We start from the raw sequence: 18333 nt of genomic DNA on the forward strand, positions 1-18333 counted from the left end.
CCGACAGGTTCTTAGTTACAAACAACAAGCAAATAAGGAAAAGATAGAATGGCTAAGGGGCAATCTTTGCAAGATCCGTTCCTGAACGCATTGCGTCGTGAACGTGTTCCGGTTTCTATTTATTTGGTGAATGGTATTAAGCTGCAAGGCCAGATTGAGTCTTTTGACCAGTTTGTCATCCTGTTGAAGAACACGGTTAGCCAGATGGTGTACAAGCACGCTATCTCTACCGTTGTCCCGTCACGCCCGGTTTCGCATCACAGCAACAACCCGAGCGGCGGTTCAAGCAACTATCACCATGGCAACAATCCGTCTGCGCAGCAACAGCCGCAGCAGGAAAGCGATGACGCTGAATAAAGCGCGTTGCAAGTCAACCATGACGGGGAGCATAAGCAGCCGCGGGCTGTTTATGTCCCCCAAACTCACGGTGAGTGTCCGTTTGAGAGGTTGCACGCTTGTTTGACCGTTATGAAGCCGGTGAGCAGGCCGTACTGGTTCATATCTATTTCTCGCAAGACAAAGATACGGAAGACCTCAACGAGTTCGAATCGCTGGTCTCCTCAGCCGGTGTCGAAGCTTTGCAAGTGGTGACTGGTAGCCGCAAAGCCCCGCATCCGAAGTACTTTGTTGGCGAAGGAAAGGCCGAAGAAATTGCAGATGCGGTGAAAGCCAGCGGCGCGTCTGTTGTCCTGTTTGATCATTCCCTTTCCCCGGCGCAGGAAAGAAACCTCGAGCGCCTGTGCGAATGCCGGGTGATCGATCGCACCGGGCTGATTTTAGACATCTTTGCCCAGCGTGCCCGTACCCATGAAGGTAAGCTGCAGGTGGAGCTGGCGCAGTTGCGTCACATCGCCACGCGTCTGGTGCGCGGCTGGACGCACCTGGAGCGGCAAAAAGGGGGGATTGGCCTGCGCGGGCCGGGGGAAACCCAGCTTGAGACCGACCGTCGCCTGTTGCGCGATCGCATCAGCTTGATTCTGCGCCGCCTGGAGCGGGTAGAAAAGCAGCGTGAACAAGGCCGACGCGCGCGGACCCGCGCCGATGTGCCGACCGTATCGCTGGTGGGCTACACCAACGCCGGCAAATCCACCCTGTTTAACCGAATAACGTCTGCCGAGGTGTATGCGGCGGACCAGCTATTTGCCACCCTGGATCCTACGTTGCGGCGCATTGACGTGCCGGACGTGGGGGATACCGTGTTGGCGGATACCGTAGGCTTTATCCGGCACCTGCCGCACGATCTGGTGGCCGCCTTCAAGGCGACGCTGCAGGAAACGCGCCAGGCATCTCTGCTGCTGCACGTCATCGATGCCGCAGATCCGCGCGTCGATGAGAACATCGAAGCAGTGAACACCGTGCTGGCGGAGATAGACTCGGATGAAATCCCTACACTGTTAGTGATGAACAAAATAGATATGCTGGACGATTTTGTGCCGCGTATCGACCGCAACGACGAAAACCTGCCGATCCGGGTGTGGCTGTCCGCCGCCAGCGGAGAGGGTATTCCGTTGCTGTATCAGGCGTTGACGGAGCGCTTATCGGGGGAGATCGCGCATTACGAATTGCGCTTACCGCCACGGGCAGGCCGTCTTCGCAGCCGTTTTTACCAGCTTCAGGCGATTGAAAAAGAGTGGAACGAAGAAGATGGCAGCATTGGCGTGGTGGTGCGAATGCCGATCGTCGAATGGCGTCGTCTCTGCAAGCAAGAACAGGACCTGATTGACTTTATCGTATGATCATATCCTGTTACATTTATGCTTCGCGAAAGCCTGAAGTACCCAATCACAGAATATGGAGCTAAAACATGGCGTGGAATCAGCCCGGTAATAACGGACAGGACCGCGACCCGTGGGGGAGCAGCAATAACAATGGCGGCAACTCTGGCGGTAACAACAAAGGCGGTCGTGATCAAGGGCCACCTGATTTGGACGATATCTTCCGCAAACTGAGCAAGAAATTGAGCGGTTTCGGCGGGGGCAAAGGCTCCAACAGCAATAGCGGCGGCACCGGCACCTCTGGGTCGGGCTTCAGCGGCCGCATTATCGGTATCGCGGCGGTCGCCGTGGTGGTGATCTGGGCCGCCAGCGGCTTCTACACCATCAAGGAAGCCGAGCGCGGCGTCGTGACGCGTTTCGGTAAGTTCAGCCATCTGGTGCAGCCGGGTCTGAACTGGAAGCCGACCTTCATCGACGACGTGCGTCCGGTGAACGTGGAGTCCGTGCGCGAGCTGGCGGCGTCCGGCGTGATGCTGACCTCCGATGAAAACGTGGTGCGCGTGGAAATGAACGTGCAGTACCGCGTGACCAACCCGGAAGCGTACCTGTTCAGCGTCGTCAATGCCGACGACAGCCTGAGCCAGGCGACCGACAGCGCCCTGCGCGGCGTGATCGGCAAATACTCGATGGACCGCATCCTGACCGAAGGCCGTACCGTGGTGCGTAACGATACGCAGCGCATGCTGGAAGAGACCATTCGTCCTTACAACATGGGCATCACGCTGCTGGACGTCAACTTCCAGGCGGCGCGTCCGCCGGAAGAGGTGAAGGCGTCGTTCGACGATGCGATCGCCGCGCGTGAGAACGAGCAGCAATACATCCGTGAAGCGGAAGCTTACGCCAACGAAGTTCAGCCGCGTGCGAACGGCCAGGCGCAGCGTTTGCTGGAAGACTCCAAGGCTTATAAGGACCGCACCGTCCTGGAAGCTCAGGGTGAGGTGGCGCGCTTTGCCAAGCTGTTGCCGGAATACAAGTCCGCACCGCAGATCACCCGCGAGCGTCTGTATATCGAAACCATGGAAAAAGTGCTGGGCCATACCCGTAAGGTGTTGGTGAGCGACAAAGGCAACAACCTGATGGTGCTGCCGCTGGATCAGATGCTGCGCGGCCAAGGCGCGGCGACGGAGAGCGGCAACAAGGATACCAGCCTGATTCGCCTCAATCCGAATCCTGCGCCGGCTGCCAACAGCAGCACTCCGCGCACCAGCGGCGGATCGGTTATGGATCAGCGCCGGGCGAATGCGCAGCGTGACGACACCACTCGCGTAGGGAGAGAGTAATCAATGCGTAAGTCTTTTGTAGTTATTGTCCTCGCGGTGCTGGTGGTGCTGTACGCTTCGCTGTTCGTGGTGCAGGAAGGCCAGCGCGGCATCGTGCTGCGCTTCGGCAAGGTTCTGCGCGATGGCGAAAACAAGCCGCTGGTGTATGCGCCGGGTCTGCACCTCAAGATCCCATTCATTGAGACCGTGAAGAACCTGGATGCGCGCATCCAGACCATGGACAACCAGGCCGATCGCTTCGTGACCAGCGAGAAGAAAGACCTGATCGTCGACTCCTATCTGAAGTGGCGTATCAGCGATTTCAGCCGTTACTATCTGGCGACCGGCGGCGGTGACGTCTCCCAGGCCGAAGTGCTGCTGAAACGCAAGTTCAGCGACCGTCTGCGTTCCGAAATCGGCCGCCTGGACGTGAAAGACATCGTGACCGACTCGCGCGGCAAGCTGATGTCTGACGTGCGTGACGCGCTGAACACCGGCACAGTGGGCGACGGCGAAGAAGTGGCGACCACCGAAGCCGATGACGCTATCGCCTCTGCGGCGGCGCGCGTTGAGCGGGAAACCACCGGCAAACAGCCGCAGGTGAACCCGAACAGCATGGCGGCGCTGGGCATCGAAGTGATCGACGTGCGTATCAAGCAGATCAACCTGCCGGCCGAAGTGTCCGACGCCATCTACCAGCGTATGCGCGCCGAGCGTGAAGCGGTAGCCCGTCGTCTGCGCTCGCAGGGCCAGGAAGAAGCCGAGAAACTGCGCGCCAGCGCGGACTACGAAGTGACTCGTACCCTGGCGGAAGCCGAGCGTCAGGCGCGTATCACCCGTGGTGAAGGCGATGCTGAAGCAGCCAAGCTGTTCGCCAACGCGTTCAGCCAGGATCCGGACTTCTATGCCTTTATCCGCAGCCTGCGTGCCTATGAAGCCAGCTTCAAGGACAATCAGGACGTGCTGGTACTGAGCCCGGACAGCGATTTCTTCCGCTACATGAAGTCGCCTGATACCCTGCGCAAATAAGCGTGGGAGGCAATCTGATCGAGGGCCCGTTTACGCGGGCCCTTTCTCGTTTTTGGGGGATGCATGAACTCAACGATTTGGCTGGCGCTCGGGCTGGTTCTGGTGCTGGAAGGATTGGGGCCGATGCTGTTTCCGCAGGCCTGGCGCAAAATGATTGTGGCGATGTCGCAGTTGCCGGACGCGACGCTGCGGCGATTTGGCGGTGGAATAGTGGTTGCGGGCTGCGTGATCTACTACATGTTGAGCGGCCGCACGGGTCTTTAAAGTCTAGACCAAAATTTATGCAATCGTATGCTAAAAGTGCTGAAAATCGAAAATTACGGTGGTAGAATCCATTTTTAAGCAATCGGTGATTTTGAAAAATGGGTAAGAACGTCGTCGTACTGGGCACCCAATGGGGTGACGAAGGTAAAGGCAAGGTTGTAGACCTGCTGACTGAACGGGCTCAATATGTTGTGCGCTACCAAGGTGGCCATAACGCTGGCCACACTCTGGTAATCAACGGTGAAAAAACCGTTCTTCATTTAATTCCTTCAGGTATTCTGCGTGAAAACGTCACCAGCATCATCGGCAACGGTGTTGTTCTGGCGCCGGACGCGTTGATGAAAGAAATGGGTGAACTCGAAGCGCGTGGCATCCCGGTACGCGAACGTCTGTTACTGTCTGAAGCTTGCCCGTTGATCCTGCCTTACCACGTTGCGTTGGATAACGCGCGTGAGAAAGCGCGCGGCGCGAAAGCGATCGGCACCACCGGTCGCGGCATCGGCCCGGCTTACGAAGATAAAGTGGCTCGTCGCGGCCTGCGCGTCGGCGACCTGTTCAACAAAGAAACCTTCGCCGTTAAGCTGAAAGAGATCGTCGATTACCACAACTTCCAGCTGGTCAACTACTACAAAGTTGACGCCGTCGATTATCAGGCGACGCTGGACTACGTGCTGTCTATCGCCGACATCCTGACCGCCATGGTGGTTGACGTTTCCGAACTGCTGGACGGCGCGCGCAAGCGTGGCGACCTGATCATGTTCGAAGGCGCTCAGGGCACCCTGCTGGATATCGACCACGGTACTTACCCGTACGTCACCTCTTCCAACACCACCGCAGGCGGCGTGGCTACCGGTTCCGGCATCGGCCCGCGTTATGTGGACTACGTGCTGGGCATCGTGAAAGCCTACTCCACTCGCGTGGGTGCAGGTCCGTTCCCAACCGAACTGTTCGATGAAACCGGCGAGTACCTGTGCAAGCAGGGTAACGAGTTCGGCGCCACCACCGGCCGTCGTCGTCGTACCGGCTGGCTGGACGCGGTAGCGGTGCGCCGCGCCGTGCAGATCAACTCCCTGTCCGGCTTCTGCCTGACCAAACTGGACGTCCTGGACGGCCTGAAAGAAGTGAAGATCTGCGTGGGCTACCGCATGCCGGACGGCCGCGAAGTGGACACCACTCCGCTGGCGGCTGAAGGCTGGGAAGGCATCGAGCCTATCTACGAAACCATGCCGGGCTGGAGCGAAACCACCTTTGGCGTGAAAGAGCACAGCAAGCTGCCTCAGGCTGCGCTGAACTACATCAAGCGCATCGAAGAAGTGACCGGCGTACCGGTAGACATCATCTCTACCGGCCCGGATCGCAGCGAAACCATGATCCTGCGCGACCCGTTCGACGCATAATCAGGCTTTGCGGCATTAAACAAACCGGGCGCGTCCCGGTTTGTTTTTATCCTGACTCCCTCCGATTGCGGTTTCACGTCAAAAAATCCTTTCATAAACCCGCCTTAGGGCGCGGGATTCGCTAAATAATTAGCGACGAACTCTCCGGCTGGTTTATTATCCAATGAGTAATCTTTTGAATAGCGCCGAAAAGCGGCGTATCAGACGGGTAAAGTGATACCCAGAGGTAAAATGTGCAGTTAACAAGTTTTACTGATTATGGCCTGCGGGCGTTGATCTACATGGCCTCGTTGCCGCAGGACAAGATGACCAGCATCTCGGAAGTGACCGAGGTTTATGGCGTGTCTCGCAACCATATGGTGAAGATCATCAATCAGTTGAGCCGGGTAGGTTTTGTCACGGCGGTGCGCGGTAAGCATGGCGGCATCCGTTTGGGCAAACCGGCCGAGAGCATTCGCCTCGGCGACGTGGTGCGGGCGCTGGAGCCGCTCGCGCTGGTTAACTGCAGCAGCGAGTTTTGCCACATCACCCCTGCCTGCCGATTGAAGCAGGTGCTCCAACAGGGCGTACAGAATTTCCTTGAAGAGCTGGATAAGCATACGTTGGCCGACATGGTCGAAGACAATCCGCCGCTCTACAAGCTATTGCTTGTCGAATAAAACGACGTTGAGAAGACAAGGCTCAACGTCATCCTGCTGATGACAACGGAGGAACCGCAATGTCACAAGATCCATTCCTGGAACGAGAAGCAGAAAAATACGAATCCCCTATCCCCAGCCGTGAATATATCCTGGCCCATTTGGCGAAAAGAGAAACGCCGGCCAGCCGCGAAGAACTGGGCAACGAATTGGGTCTCAGCGGTGAAGAACAGCTGGAAGCGCTGCGCCGCCGCCTGCGCGCCATGGAGCGCGATGGTCAGTTAGTGTTTACCCGCCGCCAGTGCTACGCGCTGCCGGAACGTTTGGATCTGCTGCGCGGCACGGTGATCGGCCACCGCGACGGCTACGGCTTCCTGCGCGTCGAAGGCAGCAAAGACGATCTGTACCTGTCCGCCGAACAGATGAAAATGGCGATCCACGGTGACGTGGTGCTGGCGCAGGCCTTGGGCGCGGACCGCAAAGGGCGCCGCGAAGCGCGCATCGTGCGCGTGCTGGTGCCGAAAACCAGCCAGATTGTCGGCCGCTTCTTCATGGACGCCGGTACCGGCTTCGTGGTGCCGGACGACAGCCGTCTGAGCTTCGATATTCTGATCCCGGCGGACAGCGTCAGCGGCGCGCGCATGGGCTTTATGGTGGTGGTGGAGCTGACTCAGCGTCCGACCCGCCGCACCAAAGCGGTCGGCAAGATCGTCGAGATCCTCGGCGACAAGATGGGCACCAGCATGGCGGTGGACATCGCGCTGCGCACCCATGAGATCCCGCATACCTGGCCGCCGCAGGTGGAAAAACAGGTGGCCGATCTCAGCGAACAGGTGCCGGAAGCGGCCAAGAAGGGCCGCGTCGATCTGCGCAAGCTGCCGTTGGTCACCATCGACGGTGAAGATGCGCGTGACTTCGATGACGCCGTGTACTGCGAGAAAAAACGCGGCGGCGGCTGGCGCCTGTGGGTGGCGATCGCCGACGTCAGCTACTACGTGCGTCCGCGCACCGCGCTGGACGATGAAGCGCGTAGCCGCGGCAACTCGGTCTATTTCCCGTCGCAGGTGATCCCGATGCTGCCGGAAGTGTTGTCCAACGGGCTGTGCTCCCTGAACCCGCAGGTCGATCGCCTGTGCATGGTGTGCGAGATGACCATCTCCGCCCAGGGGCGCCTGTCGACGGCCAAGTTCTACGAGGCGGTAATGAGCTCTCACGCCCGCCTGACCTACAACAAGGTGTGGCACATTCTGCAGGGCGATCAGGAGCTGCGCGAGCATTACCATCCGCTGGTCAAGCACCTGGAAGAGCTGCACGCCATGTACAAGGTGCTGGATAAGGCGCGCGCCGAGCGCGGCGGCATCGCGTTCGAAACCGAAGAAGCCAAATTCATCTTCAACGCCGAGCGTCGCATCGAGCGCGTAGAGCCGACGGTGCGCAACGACGCCCACAAGCTGATCGAAGAGTGCATGATCATGGCCAACGTGGCGGCCGCGCGCTTCGTCGAGAAACGCAACGAGCCGGCGCTGTACCGCGTGCACGATCGTCCGAGCGACGACCACATCTCCGCGCTGCGCAGCGTGCTGAGCGAGCTGGGGCTGACGCTGGGCGGCGGTAATAAGCCGCAGCCGAAGGACTATGCGGTGCTGATGGATGAAGTGTCCGAGCGCCCTGACCACGAAATGCTGCAAACCATGTTGCTGCGCTCGATGAAGCAGGCGATTTACGATCCGGAAAACCGCGGCCACTTCGGCCTGGCGCTGGCCTCTTACGGCCACTTCACCTCGCCGATCCGCCGTTATCCGGATCTGGCGCTGCACCGCGCGATCAAATATCAGCTGGCCAAGGAACACGGCGAGCCGAAAGAGCGCTGGACGCCGACCGGCGGCTGGCACAGCGAATTCGAAGAGATGCTGCAGCTGGGCGAACACTGTTCGATGACCGAGCGCCGCGCGGACGAAGCGACGCGCAACGTCGCCGACTGGCTGAAGTGCGACTTCATGCAGGATCACGTCGGTGAAGTGTTCAGCGGCATCATCTCCAGCGTGACCGGTTTCGGCTTCTTCGTGCGCCTGAACGATCTGTTTATCGACGGGCTGGTGCACGTATCAACGCTGGATAATGATTACTATCGCTACGATAATATCGGCCAGCGCCTGATCGGCGAGTCTTCCGGCACGGTCTATCGCCTGGGGGATACGGTGGAGATCCGCGTGGACGCGGTGCATATGGACGAGCGCAAGATCGACTTCGCGCTGGTGTCCAGCACCCGCAAAGCGCGCGGTGAAGGCAAAACCGAGCGCGATCGCGCCAAGAAAGGCGGCCAGCGTACGCTGCGCGACAACGGTAGCGCAGGGCGCGGCAAGCGCCGCGGCGGCAAACCGCCGGCCAACTTCGAGCCGGACAGCGCCTTCCGCAAGCAGGATGACGCCAAGCCTGCGGACAACGTGAAGAAGGCGAAAAAGAAAGCCAAGAAAGCGTCCGACAAAACGCGGAAAATCGCGGCGGCGACCAAAGCCAAACGCGCAGCCAAGAAGAAAGGTGCCGAGCAGGCCTAACCTGCCGCACATCGTTATCATCGGCCGGTTATCGCCGGCCGCACGAATTTAAAAGAGCATCATGAGCGAAATTATTTACGGCATCCACGCCGTCAAAGCCCTGTTAGAGCGCGACCCGCAACGCTTCCTGGAAGTGTTTATCCTGAAAGGCCGCGAAGATCGCCGCCTGCAACCGCTGATCGCCGAGCTGGAAGCGACCGGCATCGTGATCCAGGTGGCGAACCGCCAATGGCTGGATGACAAGGTTGAAGGCGCGGTGCACCAGGGGATCATCGCCCGGGTGCGCGAAGGGCGCCAGTATCAGGAGAACGATCTGCCGGGCCTGCTGGAGAGCGTGGAGACGCCGTTCCTGCTGGTGCTGGACGGCGTGACCGACCCGCACAACCTCGGTGCCTGCCTGCGCAGCGCCGATGCGGCCGGCGTGCACGCGGTGATCGTGCCGCGTGACCGTTCCGCCCAGTTGAACGCCACCGCCAAGAAAGTGGCCTGCGGCGCCGCCGAAAACGTGCCGTTGATCCGCGTGACCAACCTGGCGCGCACGCTGCGTCTGTTGCAGGAAATGAATGTCTGGGTGGTGGGCACCGCCGGCGAAGCCGACCATACCCTGTATCAGAGCAAAATGACCGGCCCGATGGCGCTGGTGATGGGCGCGGAAGGCGAAGGCATGCGCCGCCTGACCCGCGAACACTGCGACGAGCTGATCAGCATCCCGATGGCCGGTACCGTCTCTTCGCTGAACGTGTCGGTCGCCACCGGCATCTGCCTGTTCGAAGCGGTGCGTCAGCGCGGCTGATTCTCCTGACGGGGGCGCAGTGCCCCCGTTAATTCCCCCTCTTGTGATCCCGCCTGCGGCAGAAATCCCTGCGCCGACCATACTTACTCCTGACGCTTTTTTCAGGGAGCACTCTCATGGTCTGGACTACGCACACCGTTTTTAACCAACCCAAGCCGCTGGGCAACAGCAACCTGTTTCTCTCCGATACGCCGCTGCGTGAAGCGTTGCAGCGCGAGCAAGGCGGTTGGGACGCCGAGGTATTGGCTTCGCTGGGCCAGCAGCTCGGCACGCAGGAGTCGCTGGAGCTGGGGCGGCTGGCCAACGCCAACCCGCCGGAGCTGCTGCGCTACGACGCCACCGGCCAGCGACTGGACGACGTCCGCTTTCACCCGGCCTGGCATATCCTGATGCAGGGGCTGATCGCCAACCGGGTGCACAACCTGCCCTGGCAGGAGGATGCGCGCATCGGTTCCTTCGTGGCGCGCGCCGCGCGCTTTATGCTGCATGCGCAGGTCGAGGCCGGCACGCTGTGCCCGGTGACCATGACCTTCGGCGCCACGCCGCTGCTGCAGCAGGCGTTACCGGCGGAATTCCGTTCCTGGCTGACGCCGTTGCTGTCGGATCGTTATGACGCTCACCTGCTGCCGGGCGGGCAAAAGCGCGGTCTGCTGATCGGCATGGGCATGACGGAGAAGCAGGGCGGCTCTGATGTCTTGAGCAATACCACCACCGCCACGCCGCTCGGCGCGCGTGGGCCGGGCGAAGCCTACCGGCTGGTGGGGCACAAGTGGTTCTTCTCGGTGCCGCAGAGCGATGCGCACCTGGTGCTGGCGCAGGCCGAAGGCGGGCTGTCCTGCTTCTTCCTGCCGCGCATTTTGCCGGACGGCAGCCGCAACGCCATTCGCCTGGAGCGGCTGAAAGACAAACTGGGCAACCGCTCCAACGCCAGCAGCGAGGTGGAGTTTCAGGACGCCGCGGCCTGGCTGCTGGGCGATGAGGGCGACGGCGTGCGGCATATCCTGAAAATGGGTGGCCTGACCCGTTTCGACTGCTCGCTGGGCAGCCACGGCCTGATGCGTCGCGGGCTGTCAGTGGCGCTGTATCATGCGCTGCAGCGGCAGGCATTTGGTAAGCTGTTGATCGAACAACCGCTGATGCGCCAGGTTCTGGCGCGCATGGCGCTGCGGCTGGAAGGGCATACCGCGTTGCTGTTCCGGCTGGCCCGCGCCTGGGAAAGCCGCAGCAATGAGGGCGAGCTGATCTACAGCCGCCTGCTGACGCCGGCGGCCAAATACAGCATCTGCCGCCAGGGCATGCCGTTCATCGCCGAGGCGATGGAGGTGCTGGGCGGCATCGGCTACTGCGAAGAGAGCGAGCTGCCGCGCCTGTACCGTGAAATGCCGGTGAACAGCATCTGGGAGGGCTCCGGCAACATCATGTGTCTGGACGTGTTGCGCAGTCTGCATAAACTGCCGGGCGCGCTCGAGATGTTGCAGTTCGAGCTGCAGCCGGTGCGCGGCCAGAATCGGTTGTTCGATCATGCCTGGCGGCAGTGGCAGCAGCGCGCCCGGCAACCGCGTGAAGAGATGGGGCGGCTGCTGACCCAGCAGCTGTTCGACCTGTGCTGCGCCGCGCAGCTGCTGCAGCATGCCAGTCCGCAGATCGCCGACGCCTGGTGCCACCTGACGCTGGATCATCGCGGCGAGAGCCTGCTGTCGGCCGAGGTGTGCGAACTGCTGCTGAACCGCGCCATCGGCGGTTAGGGAAAAGGGTGGCGCGCGGCGGCGAAAACCTTTTTAATTCAGCCTCACTCTGACAGGAAAATGCACATGGATATTCTCAGCGCGTTGGCGGCGTTCGCCTCTTACTTCTTCAGCGGTTTCGCCATGATTTTGGTGTTTCTGTTCGTCTATACCCGCATCACCCCGCATGACGAATGGGCGTTGATCAAGGCCGATAATCAATCCGCCGCCTTTGCCTTTATCGGCGCTTGCCTGGGGTATGTGATCCCGCTGGCCAGCGCGGCGATCAACTCGATCAGCCTGCTGGATTACCTGCTGTGGGGCGTGGTGGCGCTGGTGGTGCAACTGCTGCTGTTCGCGGCCGTGAAGATCTACATGCCGCGCATCAGCGAAAAGATCGAAGCGAATCATCTGGCCGCCGGGATTTTCCTGGGGGGCGTCTCCGTTAGCGGCGGCGTGTTGAATGCGGCGTGCATGAGCTACTAAAGGTATAAGATGGCCGAGGCGCGCCAGCCAAGCGGGTGCGCCTGTTCTTCCATCCGCAGGATGCGGTAATAGCTGGCGCCGTGTTGACCGGCGGTGCGGGCGATGGCCAGTTCCGCTTCCTGCGGCGAGCCGGGCAGATCGCTGAAGGTGATCTCGGCGATTTCACTGAGCGGCGTCACGCGATCGGCGGGCGCCAGCTCGGCGGACTGTGCGCCGGTGCTGAGCAACCCCATGGAAAGCAAGAGGGAGGTGAGTGCGGTGGAGCGTTTCATGGCGTTCCCCTTCGTCAGATCCTGAATCGCACCCGCAACATGCGGCATGCTGTCCCTCAGTGTGCAACACCCTGCTTCAGCCTGTGCAAAGCCAGTGTAAATCTGCTTAAAAAATCCCCGCCTTAGCGATACAGGATCGCCTGGGAATACCATTGGCCCGGCACGACGGTTTCGCTGTTCATGATGATCACATAATAACGGGCGCCGGCGGCGGTGGCCTTGCGCTGGATCTCCGCTTCCACGTCCATCGGGCTGCCGCGTACCACGGCGGTGACGGTGCCGATTTTCACCAGCTCGGCGGTCTGCGCGCGAACGATCTCCTGCGCCTGCGTGGTGGGCGGCGGCGGCGGTTTCGGCGTGGTGGTCATGATGCCGCAGGCGGAAAGCTGTGCGGCCAGCGTCAGGGCGATGAGTGTGCGGACAAACGTCATGGGAACCTCGAAAGAGCCGGTGCGATGGCTTCAGTGTAACGCAATATAAGCTGGAACAGATTGAGCTAACGCTGGCTGGCGCAAGTTTGTCATGATGAATGCCAACAGGTGAGTTGAGGATGAACGGATGATCGAAATTCATGACGAGCGGGCGGGCGATATTGCGGTGATCCATGCGGTGCCGGCGGGGCAGTATCATCGGCCGCTGCCGACGGTGTTCTTCTGCCATGGTTATACCTCGTCGAAAGAGGTGTACGCCTACTTCGCCTATGCGCTGGCGCGCGCCGGTTTTCGGGCGGTGCTGCCGGATGCCGATCGGCACGGCGAGCGGTTCGACGGCGATGAGACGCGGCGCCTGGCGGCGTTCTGGGAGATCCTGCGCGGCAATATCGACGAGCTGCCGCAGATCAAGGCACATTTTGAGCGGCTTGGCCTGATTGCCGACGGACGCATCGGCGTTGCCGGCGCCTCAATGGGCGGCATGACCGCGCTTGGCGCCTTCGCGCGCTTCCCGTGGATCCGGGCGGCCGCCAGTCTGATGGGCTCCGGCTATTACCGTTCACTGGCGCAAACGCTGTATCCGCCGTTGGGCGAAGAGGGCGAGGCGCTCTCGCCGGCGGCGTTTGCCGCGCGCACCGCCGTGCTGGCGGAATATGAGCTGGAAGGACGTTTGGAGACGATAGCCGGGCGGCCGTTGTTGCTGTGGCACGGCGAGACGGACGACGTGGTGCCTGCGGCGGACAGCCTGCGTTTGGCGGCCGAACTGCGGCGGCAAGGCGCGGATGGCCGTTTGACGTCGCTCGTCGAGCCGGGGGTGAAGCACCGCATCACGCCGTTGGCGCTGTCCGCCACGGCAGACTTTTTCCGCCGCGAGCTGTGATGCGCCGCCGGGCACGATGCATGGAATTGCAGCGCTCTGTGCCTGCTGTTTCGGCCATCGTTTGGCCGAATGAAGGGGAGAATGTCAGCGTGAATTCTTTCAGGGCAGCAAGGAGCAGAGGGCATGATAAAAAGCATCGGCAGTGTGGCCGGCTTAATGGGAACGATGAAAGCGCGCGCCGAGCTTAACTCAGCGGCCTTCAGCGAGATGCTGGAGGCAGCCGACGGCAAGGTGCATCCGCTGTCGCGCATTACCGCGCAGACGGTGCAAAACATGACGGCACTGTTCTCTTTCGCGCCGAAAGCGGCGGCCACTCACACTGCGGCGCCGGGAGCACTCTCGTTCGAACAGCGGGCGACCCTGGCGGAAAGTGCCGATCTGCTGCAAATGCGCACCCACTATCTGCGGATGGCGTTGCAGTTGCACAATCCGGGCAAGGCGCTCAACGCGCCGGCGTTGCTCAAGCTCTGATTGGCGGGGGAAGCGGAGCGCCCAACGGGCGGCGCTCCGGTGCGGACTGAACGGGCTTTCTGATGAAGCCCTGGGATTTCCCTGGCGTGGCGCGTCTCTTTAGCGGTACAGCTCGGCGCTGACGTGCATCGTGCTGTTGTCGCCCGGTTCGTGCAGGGCGATGATGCGATAAGAGCTTGCGCCGCGTTGGTCGGCGATTTTACTGACCTGGCTGCTGGCGTCGTCCGGCGAAACCACATTCTGGTTCAGGGTGACGAAGCCGACGCTTTGGCGTTGATCGGCCTGGTGCGAGGTGATCTCCGTCGCGGCCATCACATTGGCGGAGAACAGGGCGGCCAGCGCCGTCGCAAGAATAATGCGTTTCATAGTGCCTCTCTTACTTTTTGCCGTTACGGCCTGACAGCGAGTGTCGCTGCGGCAAAAAGTCATTTATCTGCATTGAATAACCTGGGATCTTTTTCGTCGCGCTGTCTGCGGCGGATATGGTTAATTTTAGTCCGTTGCCGGCGATTAAAAAGCGGGGTGTTTTGAAGGCATCCTTCAAAAAAAGTGAAATAGATTTGTGACTCAACGCTGATTTCATTGAAAGATTTTTGAAACTGATGGATCGGCGTACATAGGTTCACTCACGAGCAAATCGTGCTATTTCCCATAGCGCGTCGTATTAACGCGAATAAAACCCACGCAGTCCTTGAGTTTCCCGCCCTGCGTCAGTATGATTACGCGTCATTTTTCAGCCGCACACTAAACACGTTCCTTGCTTCCATGGGCCGCGGTTGACCCTGACAGGAGGCTGAATAATCCGTAAGGAGCAATTCGATGCGTCATTACGAAATCGTTTTTATGGTCCATCCTGACCAAAGCGAACAGGTTCCGGGCATGATCGAGCGTTACAGTGCTACCATCACTAACGCGCAAGGTCAGATTCACCGTCTGGAAGACTGGGGCCGCCGTCAGCTGGCTTATCCGATCAACAAACTGCACAAAGCTCACTACGTTCTGCTGAACGTTGAAGCGCCGCAGGAAGCGATCGATGAGCTGGAAACTAACTTCCGCTTCAACGACGCCGTTATCCGCAGCATGGTTATGCGCGTTAAGCACGCGGTAACCGAAGCATCTCCGATGGTTAAAGCGAAAGACGAACGTCGTGGCGATCGCCGCGAAGACTTCGCTAACGAAACCGCAGATGATGCAGATGCTGGGGATTCTGAAGAGTAATTGCCGCCGTGACGGCTAATCGTCTGGTTTTGTCGGGCACTGTGTGCAAGGCGCCGGTTCGAAAAGTGAGTCCTTCCGGGATACCGCACTGCCAATTTGTGCTAGAGCACCGTTCGCAGCAGACGGAAGCCGGATTCAGCAGACAAGCATGGTGCCGAATGCCCGTGGTTGTCAGCGGACAACAGTCACAAGCACTAACTCAAAGATTAACGGTCGGCAGTCAGATTACCGTGCAAGGCTTTGTAAGCTGCCATCAAGGGCGCAACGGGCTGAGCAAATTGGTTCTGCATGCCGAGCAGATTGAATTGATAGATTCTGGAGACTAGCCAAATGGCACGTTATTTCCGTCGTCGCAAGTTCTGCCGTTTCACCGCGGAAGGCGTTCAAGAGATTGACTATAAAGACATCGCTACGCTGAAAAACTACATCACCGAAAGTGGTAAAATTGTACCGAGCCGTATCACCGGTACTCGTGCAAAATATCAGCGCCAGCTGGCCCGTGCTATCAAGCGCGCGCGCTACCTGTCTTTGTTGCCGTACACTGATCGTCATCAGTAATCGGCCACTGTCCATTAACGACTTTGAGAGGATAAGGTAATGCAAGTTATTCTGCTTGATAAAGTAGCAAACCTGGGCAGCCTGGGTGATCAAGTTAACGTTAAAGCGGGCTACGCTCGTAACTTCCTGGTACCACAGGGCAAAGCTGTTCCTGCTACCAAGAAAAACGTTGAGTTCTTCGAAGCACGCCGTGCTGAACTGGAAGCCAAACTGGCTGACGTTCTGGCTGCTGCTGAAGCTCGCGCAACCAAGATCAACGAACTGGGTTCAGTCACCATCGCTTCCAAATCTGGCGACGAAGGTAAACTGTTCGGCTCTATCGGCACCCGCGACATCGCTGACGCAGTGACTGCGGCAGGCGTTGAAGTTGCCAAGAGCGAAGTTCGTCTGCCGAACGGCGTTCTGCGTACCACTGGCGAGCACGAAGTGCACTTCCAGGTACACAGCGACGTGTTCGCACAGCTGAATGTAGTTGTGGTTGCAGAAGCGTAATTTACGCTACTGTTAACCGGTTAAAACGCCAGCCTCGCGCTGGCGTTTTGCTTTTCTGCGTCCGGCAAAACGCGCTACGCTTGAAGACGGGATGAAAAGGAGAGCGTGCGATGGCAACGATTACGCTACAGCGGATTTACGATTTCAGCGCGCCGGCGCCGGAACACTGTTATCTGATAGACCGGCTATGGCCGCGCGGCATCAGCAAAGAGCGGTTGACGGGCGTGCAGTGGTTGAAACAGGTGGCGCCGGATGACGAGCTGCGCAAGTGGTTCCATCAGCATACCGACCAGTGGGAAGCCTTTGAGACGCGCTATCGCCAACAGCTGGCGGCCAACGACGCCTGGCAGCCGCTGGTGGCGCTGTTACGGCAGGGGCAAACGCTGACGCTGCTGTATGGCAGCAAAGATACCGAGCACAATCAGGGCGTGGTGCTGCGCGAGTTTCTGCTGGCGCAGCTGTAGAGATTAGCGTTCCCGGCGGTAGCTGCCGTCGGCCTGGCGGCGGAACAGCGCCTGGCTGTTGTCTGCCGTGGTGACCGACAGCGCGCTAATCACACCGTTGGCGTCGCGTTCGATGCGCACTTCTTGGCCGGCTTTCATGTTGCTCAGCGGCTTGTCGCCGCCTTCCACCTGTGCCATGGCGAACACTTCATTCACCGGCAGATTGTTGTCGCGAAACAGTTGGGCCAGGGTCTGGCCGGGCTGGATCTGATAACGCTGCCAGTTGCCTGCCAGCGTCGGTTCGTTGGCAGGCGTGGCGGCGCTACCACCGTTTTGCAGCTCGGCCTGCAGCGGCACGCTGGTTTCCTGCTGAGAGACCGGGAACGGCTGTCTTTCGGGCGAGTAGGGCCACAGCAACGCCAGCAGCAGAATGATGCCGAAGATCAGCACCCAGCGGCGATGAAAGTAGGGTAGCGGTTCCATCCAATGGAAACCGTCCGGCAGATGCCAGACTTTAATCAGCAGCGCTTTGACCCGCTGCATTTTGTCGTTGGCCGACGGCGGCTCCGATGGCGGTTCCGCGCCTTCAGCCGTGGGTGCGGCGCCTGGTTTCAGGCGCTGGCTGATGTTCAGCCAGGTGCGCAGCAGCGGCTGGTAGATGCGGGTGGTTTTCCTTCTCCTGGGCGCGATTCTGCCCATGGTGACCTCTCTTCGACGGCGTAATAATCAGTGCGGCGCGGCAAACGCGTCGCCTGCCCGATATCCTGCTTTCAGTATAGTCCGCTAACTGATTGAAGTGAAAGGCGGCTGAGCGGCAGAGCCGGGGTTTGCGGCTGCGGGCGTTAACAGAAGGTTATTGTTTCTTTTTCTACGACAAAAGTCATCATTCTCCACACAAGATTTTACCCGGCATTGACGCGCTGTTATGCTGCGCTTTCGACTTTTTACAGACTTAAGGAAAACCCCATGACAACCCCTTCTTTTGACAGCGTTGAAGCGCAAGCAAGTTACGGGATTGGTTTACAGGTCGGCCAGCAGCTGCAAGAGTCCGGGCTGGAAGGTTTGCAACCGGAAGCTTTGCTGGCGGGTTTGCGTGACGCGCTGGAAGGGAATGCCCCGGCGGTTCCGGTAGACGTGGTGCACCGTGCGCTGCGTGAAATCCACGAGCGTGCGGACGCGGTGCGCCGCGAGCGCCAGCAGGCGATGGCGGTTGAAGGCCAGAAATTCCTGGACGACAACGCCAAGCGCGATGACGTGACGCTGACCGAGTCTGGCCTGCAGTTCTCCGTACTGGAGCAGGGCAACGGCCCAATTCCGTCCCGTCAGGATCGCGTGCGTGTGCACTACACCGGCCGTCTGATCAACGGCGACGTGTTCGACAGCTCGGTTGAACGCGGCCAGCCGGCAGAATTCCCGGTCAGCGGCGTGATCCCAGGCTGGATCGAAGCGCTGACCCTGATGCCGGTCGGCTCCAAATGGCAGCTGTATATCCCGCACAACCTGGCCTACGGCGAGCGTGGCGCAGGCGCGTCCATCCCGCCGTTCAGCGCGCTGGTGTTCGACGTCGAGCTGCTGGAAATCCTGTAATCCCACCGAGGATTGTTCTGGGCGCCTTCGTGGCGCCCTTATTTTATGCGCCGCGCAGACG

General features: G+C 59.9%; 23 protein-coding genes. 19 read left to right on the forward strand and 4 right to left on the reverse strand.

Features of this window, described 5'->3' with window-relative positions; genetic code table 11:
* Positions 1-48 precede the first annotated feature (48 nt).
* The 11 genes from hfq to ACOWVD_RS09155 all read left to right on the forward strand — a co-directional run bounded on the left by hfq (position 49) and on the right by ACOWVD_RS09155 (position 11920).
* On the forward strand, positions 49-357 hold the full coding sequence (hfq, locus tag ACOWVD_RS09105) for an RNA chaperone Hfq (RefSeq protein ID WP_004933678.1): 309 nt from the start codon (positions 49-51) through the stop codon (positions 355-357).
* A 98-nt stretch (positions 358-455) separates the two neighbouring features.
* A complete protein-coding gene (gene hflX, locus ACOWVD_RS09110) occupies positions 456-1736 on the forward strand; it encodes a ribosome rescue GTPase HflX (RefSeq protein ID WP_004933675.1) in 1281 nt (426 codons plus the stop codon).
* 68 nt (positions 1737-1804) lie between these two features.
* A complete protein-coding gene (hflK, locus tag ACOWVD_RS09115; RefSeq protein WP_049243003.1) occupies positions 1805-3055 on the forward strand; it encodes an FtsH protease activity modulator HflK in 1251 nt (416 codons plus the stop codon).
* 3 nt (positions 3056-3058) lie between these two features.
* The gene (gene hflC / locus ACOWVD_RS09120) at positions 3059-4063 is read left to right on the forward strand and encodes a protease modulator HflC (RefSeq protein ID WP_004933669.1); all 1005 of its coding nucleotides are present in this window, start codon (positions 3059-3061) and stop codon (positions 4061-4063) included.
* 63 nt (positions 4064-4126) lie between these two features.
* Positions 4127-4327 carry a DUF2065 domain-containing protein gene (locus ACOWVD_RS09125; protein ID WP_004933666.1) on the forward strand — a complete coding sequence of 67 codons (201 nt, stop codon included), beginning with the start codon at positions 4127-4129 and terminating at the stop codon, positions 4325-4327.
* Positions 4328-4425: 98 nt separating this feature from the next.
* Positions 4426-5724 carry an adenylosuccinate synthase gene (locus tag ACOWVD_RS09130; protein WP_004933663.1) on the forward strand — a complete coding sequence of 433 codons (1299 nt, stop codon included), beginning with the start codon at positions 4426-4428 and terminating at the stop codon, positions 5722-5724.
* A gap of 233 nt (positions 5725-5957) precedes the next feature.
* Positions 5958-6383 carry a nitric oxide-sensing transcriptional repressor NsrR gene (nsrR, locus tag ACOWVD_RS09135; RefSeq protein ID WP_015376391.1) on the forward strand — a complete coding sequence of 142 codons (426 nt, stop codon included), beginning with the start codon at positions 5958-5960 and terminating at the stop codon, positions 6381-6383.
* Between the two features lie 59 nt (positions 6384-6442).
* Positions 6443-8917 carry a ribonuclease R gene (rnr, locus tag ACOWVD_RS09140; protein WP_015376392.1) on the forward strand — a complete coding sequence of 825 codons (2475 nt, stop codon included), beginning with the start codon at positions 6443-6445 and terminating at the stop codon, positions 8915-8917.
* A gap of 61 nt (positions 8918-8978) precedes the next feature.
* The gene (rlmB, locus tag ACOWVD_RS09145; protein WP_004933653.1) at positions 8979-9710 is read left to right on the forward strand and encodes a 23S rRNA (guanosine(2251)-2'-O)-methyltransferase RlmB; all 732 of its coding nucleotides are present in this window, start codon (positions 8979-8981) and stop codon (positions 9708-9710) included.
* Between the two features lie 116 nt (positions 9711-9826).
* Positions 9827-11455 carry an isovaleryl-CoA dehydrogenase gene (locus ACOWVD_RS09150; protein ID WP_049243007.1) on the forward strand — a complete coding sequence of 543 codons (1629 nt, stop codon included), beginning with the start codon at positions 9827-9829 and terminating at the stop codon, positions 11453-11455.
* 66 nt (positions 11456-11521) lie between these two features.
* On the forward strand, positions 11522-11920 hold the full coding sequence (locus ACOWVD_RS09155) for a DUF350 domain-containing protein (protein ID WP_016929354.1): 399 nt from the start codon (positions 11522-11524) through the stop codon (positions 11918-11920).
* On the opposite strand, the gene ACOWVD_RS09160 is transcribed toward ACOWVD_RS09155, so the two are convergent.
* Positions 11917-12192 (reverse strand): DUF1471 domain-containing protein, encoded by a 276-nt coding sequence (locus ACOWVD_RS09160; RefSeq protein ID WP_033633541.1) that lies wholly within the window; start codon positions 12190-12192, stop codon positions 11917-11919. The genes ACOWVD_RS09155 and ACOWVD_RS09160 overlap by 4 nt on opposite strands.
* Before the next feature lie 122 nt (positions 12193-12314).
* Complete coding sequence (gene bsmA / locus ACOWVD_RS09165) at positions 12315-12623, reverse strand: biofilm peroxide resistance protein BsmA (RefSeq protein ID WP_004933642.1); 309 nt, start codon at positions 12621-12623, stop codon at positions 12315-12317.
* A gap of 127 nt (positions 12624-12750) precedes the next feature.
* Between bsmA and yjfP the strand changes: the two genes are divergently transcribed.
* Both yjfP and ACOWVD_RS09175 read left to right on the forward strand, forming a co-directional pair.
* Entirely contained in the window at positions 12751-13503 is a 753-nt protein-coding gene (gene yjfP / locus ACOWVD_RS09170; protein ID WP_049243008.1) for an esterase, read from the forward strand.
* 123 nt (positions 13504-13626) lie between these two features.
* Positions 13627-13974, forward strand: a complete 348-nt coding sequence (locus ACOWVD_RS09175; protein ID WP_015376397.1) for a hypothetical protein — start codon at positions 13627-13629, stop codon at positions 13972-13974.
* 99 nt (positions 13975-14073) lie between these two features.
* Here the strand turns inward: ACOWVD_RS09175 and ACOWVD_RS09180 are convergent, their stop codons facing one another.
* Entirely contained in the window at positions 14074-14340 is a 267-nt protein-coding gene (locus ACOWVD_RS09180; RefSeq protein ID WP_004933636.1) for a DUF1471 domain-containing protein, read from the reverse strand.
* Between the two features lie 453 nt (positions 14341-14793).
* Here ACOWVD_RS09180 and rpsF point away from each other — a divergent pair, with 453 nt between their 5' ends.
* The 5 genes from rpsF to ACOWVD_RS09205 all read left to right on the forward strand — a co-directional run bounded on the left by rpsF (position 14794) and on the right by ACOWVD_RS09205 (position 16706).
* Positions 14794-15192 (forward strand): 30S ribosomal protein S6, encoded by a 399-nt coding sequence (gene rpsF, locus ACOWVD_RS09185; RefSeq protein ID WP_004933634.1) that lies wholly within the window; start codon positions 14794-14796, stop codon positions 15190-15192.
* 8 nt (positions 15193-15200) lie between these two features.
* On the forward strand, positions 15201-15518 hold the full coding sequence (priB, locus tag ACOWVD_RS09190; protein ID WP_004933632.1) for a primosomal replication protein N: 318 nt from the start codon (positions 15201-15203) through the stop codon (positions 15516-15518).
* Between the two features lie 4 nt (positions 15519-15522).
* Positions 15523-15750, forward strand: a complete 228-nt coding sequence (gene rpsR, locus ACOWVD_RS09195) for a 30S ribosomal protein S18 (protein ID WP_000135199.1) — start codon at positions 15523-15525, stop codon at positions 15748-15750.
* 39 nt (positions 15751-15789) lie between these two features.
* Positions 15790-16242 carry a 50S ribosomal protein L9 gene (rplI, locus tag ACOWVD_RS09200; protein WP_004933629.1) on the forward strand — a complete coding sequence of 151 codons (453 nt, stop codon included), beginning with the start codon at positions 15790-15792 and terminating at the stop codon, positions 16240-16242.
* 110 nt (positions 16243-16352) lie between these two features.
* On the forward strand, positions 16353-16706 hold the full coding sequence (locus tag ACOWVD_RS09205) for a DUF488 domain-containing protein (protein ID WP_049243011.1): 354 nt from the start codon (positions 16353-16355) through the stop codon (positions 16704-16706).
* Positions 16707-16709: 3 nt separating this feature from the next.
* On the opposite strand, the gene ACOWVD_RS09210 is transcribed toward ACOWVD_RS09205, so the two are convergent.
* The gene (locus ACOWVD_RS09210; protein ID WP_015376399.1) at positions 16710-17384 is read right to left on the reverse strand and encodes an OapA family protein; all 675 of its coding nucleotides are present in this window, start codon (positions 17382-17384) and stop codon (positions 16710-16712) included.
* Positions 17385-17651: 267 nt separating this feature from the next.
* Here ACOWVD_RS09210 and fklB point away from each other — a divergent pair, with 267 nt between their 5' ends.
* Positions 17652-18272, forward strand: a complete 621-nt coding sequence (gene fklB, locus ACOWVD_RS09215) for an FKBP-type peptidyl-prolyl cis-trans isomerase (protein ID WP_004933618.1) — start codon at positions 17652-17654, stop codon at positions 18270-18272.
* Positions 18273-18333: the final 61 nt, after the last annotated feature.

Source organism: Serratia sp. SA088, assembly GCF_049065515.1.
Taxonomy (GTDB): domain Bacteria; phylum Pseudomonadota; class Gammaproteobacteria; order Enterobacterales; family Enterobacteriaceae; genus Serratia; species Serratia nematodiphila.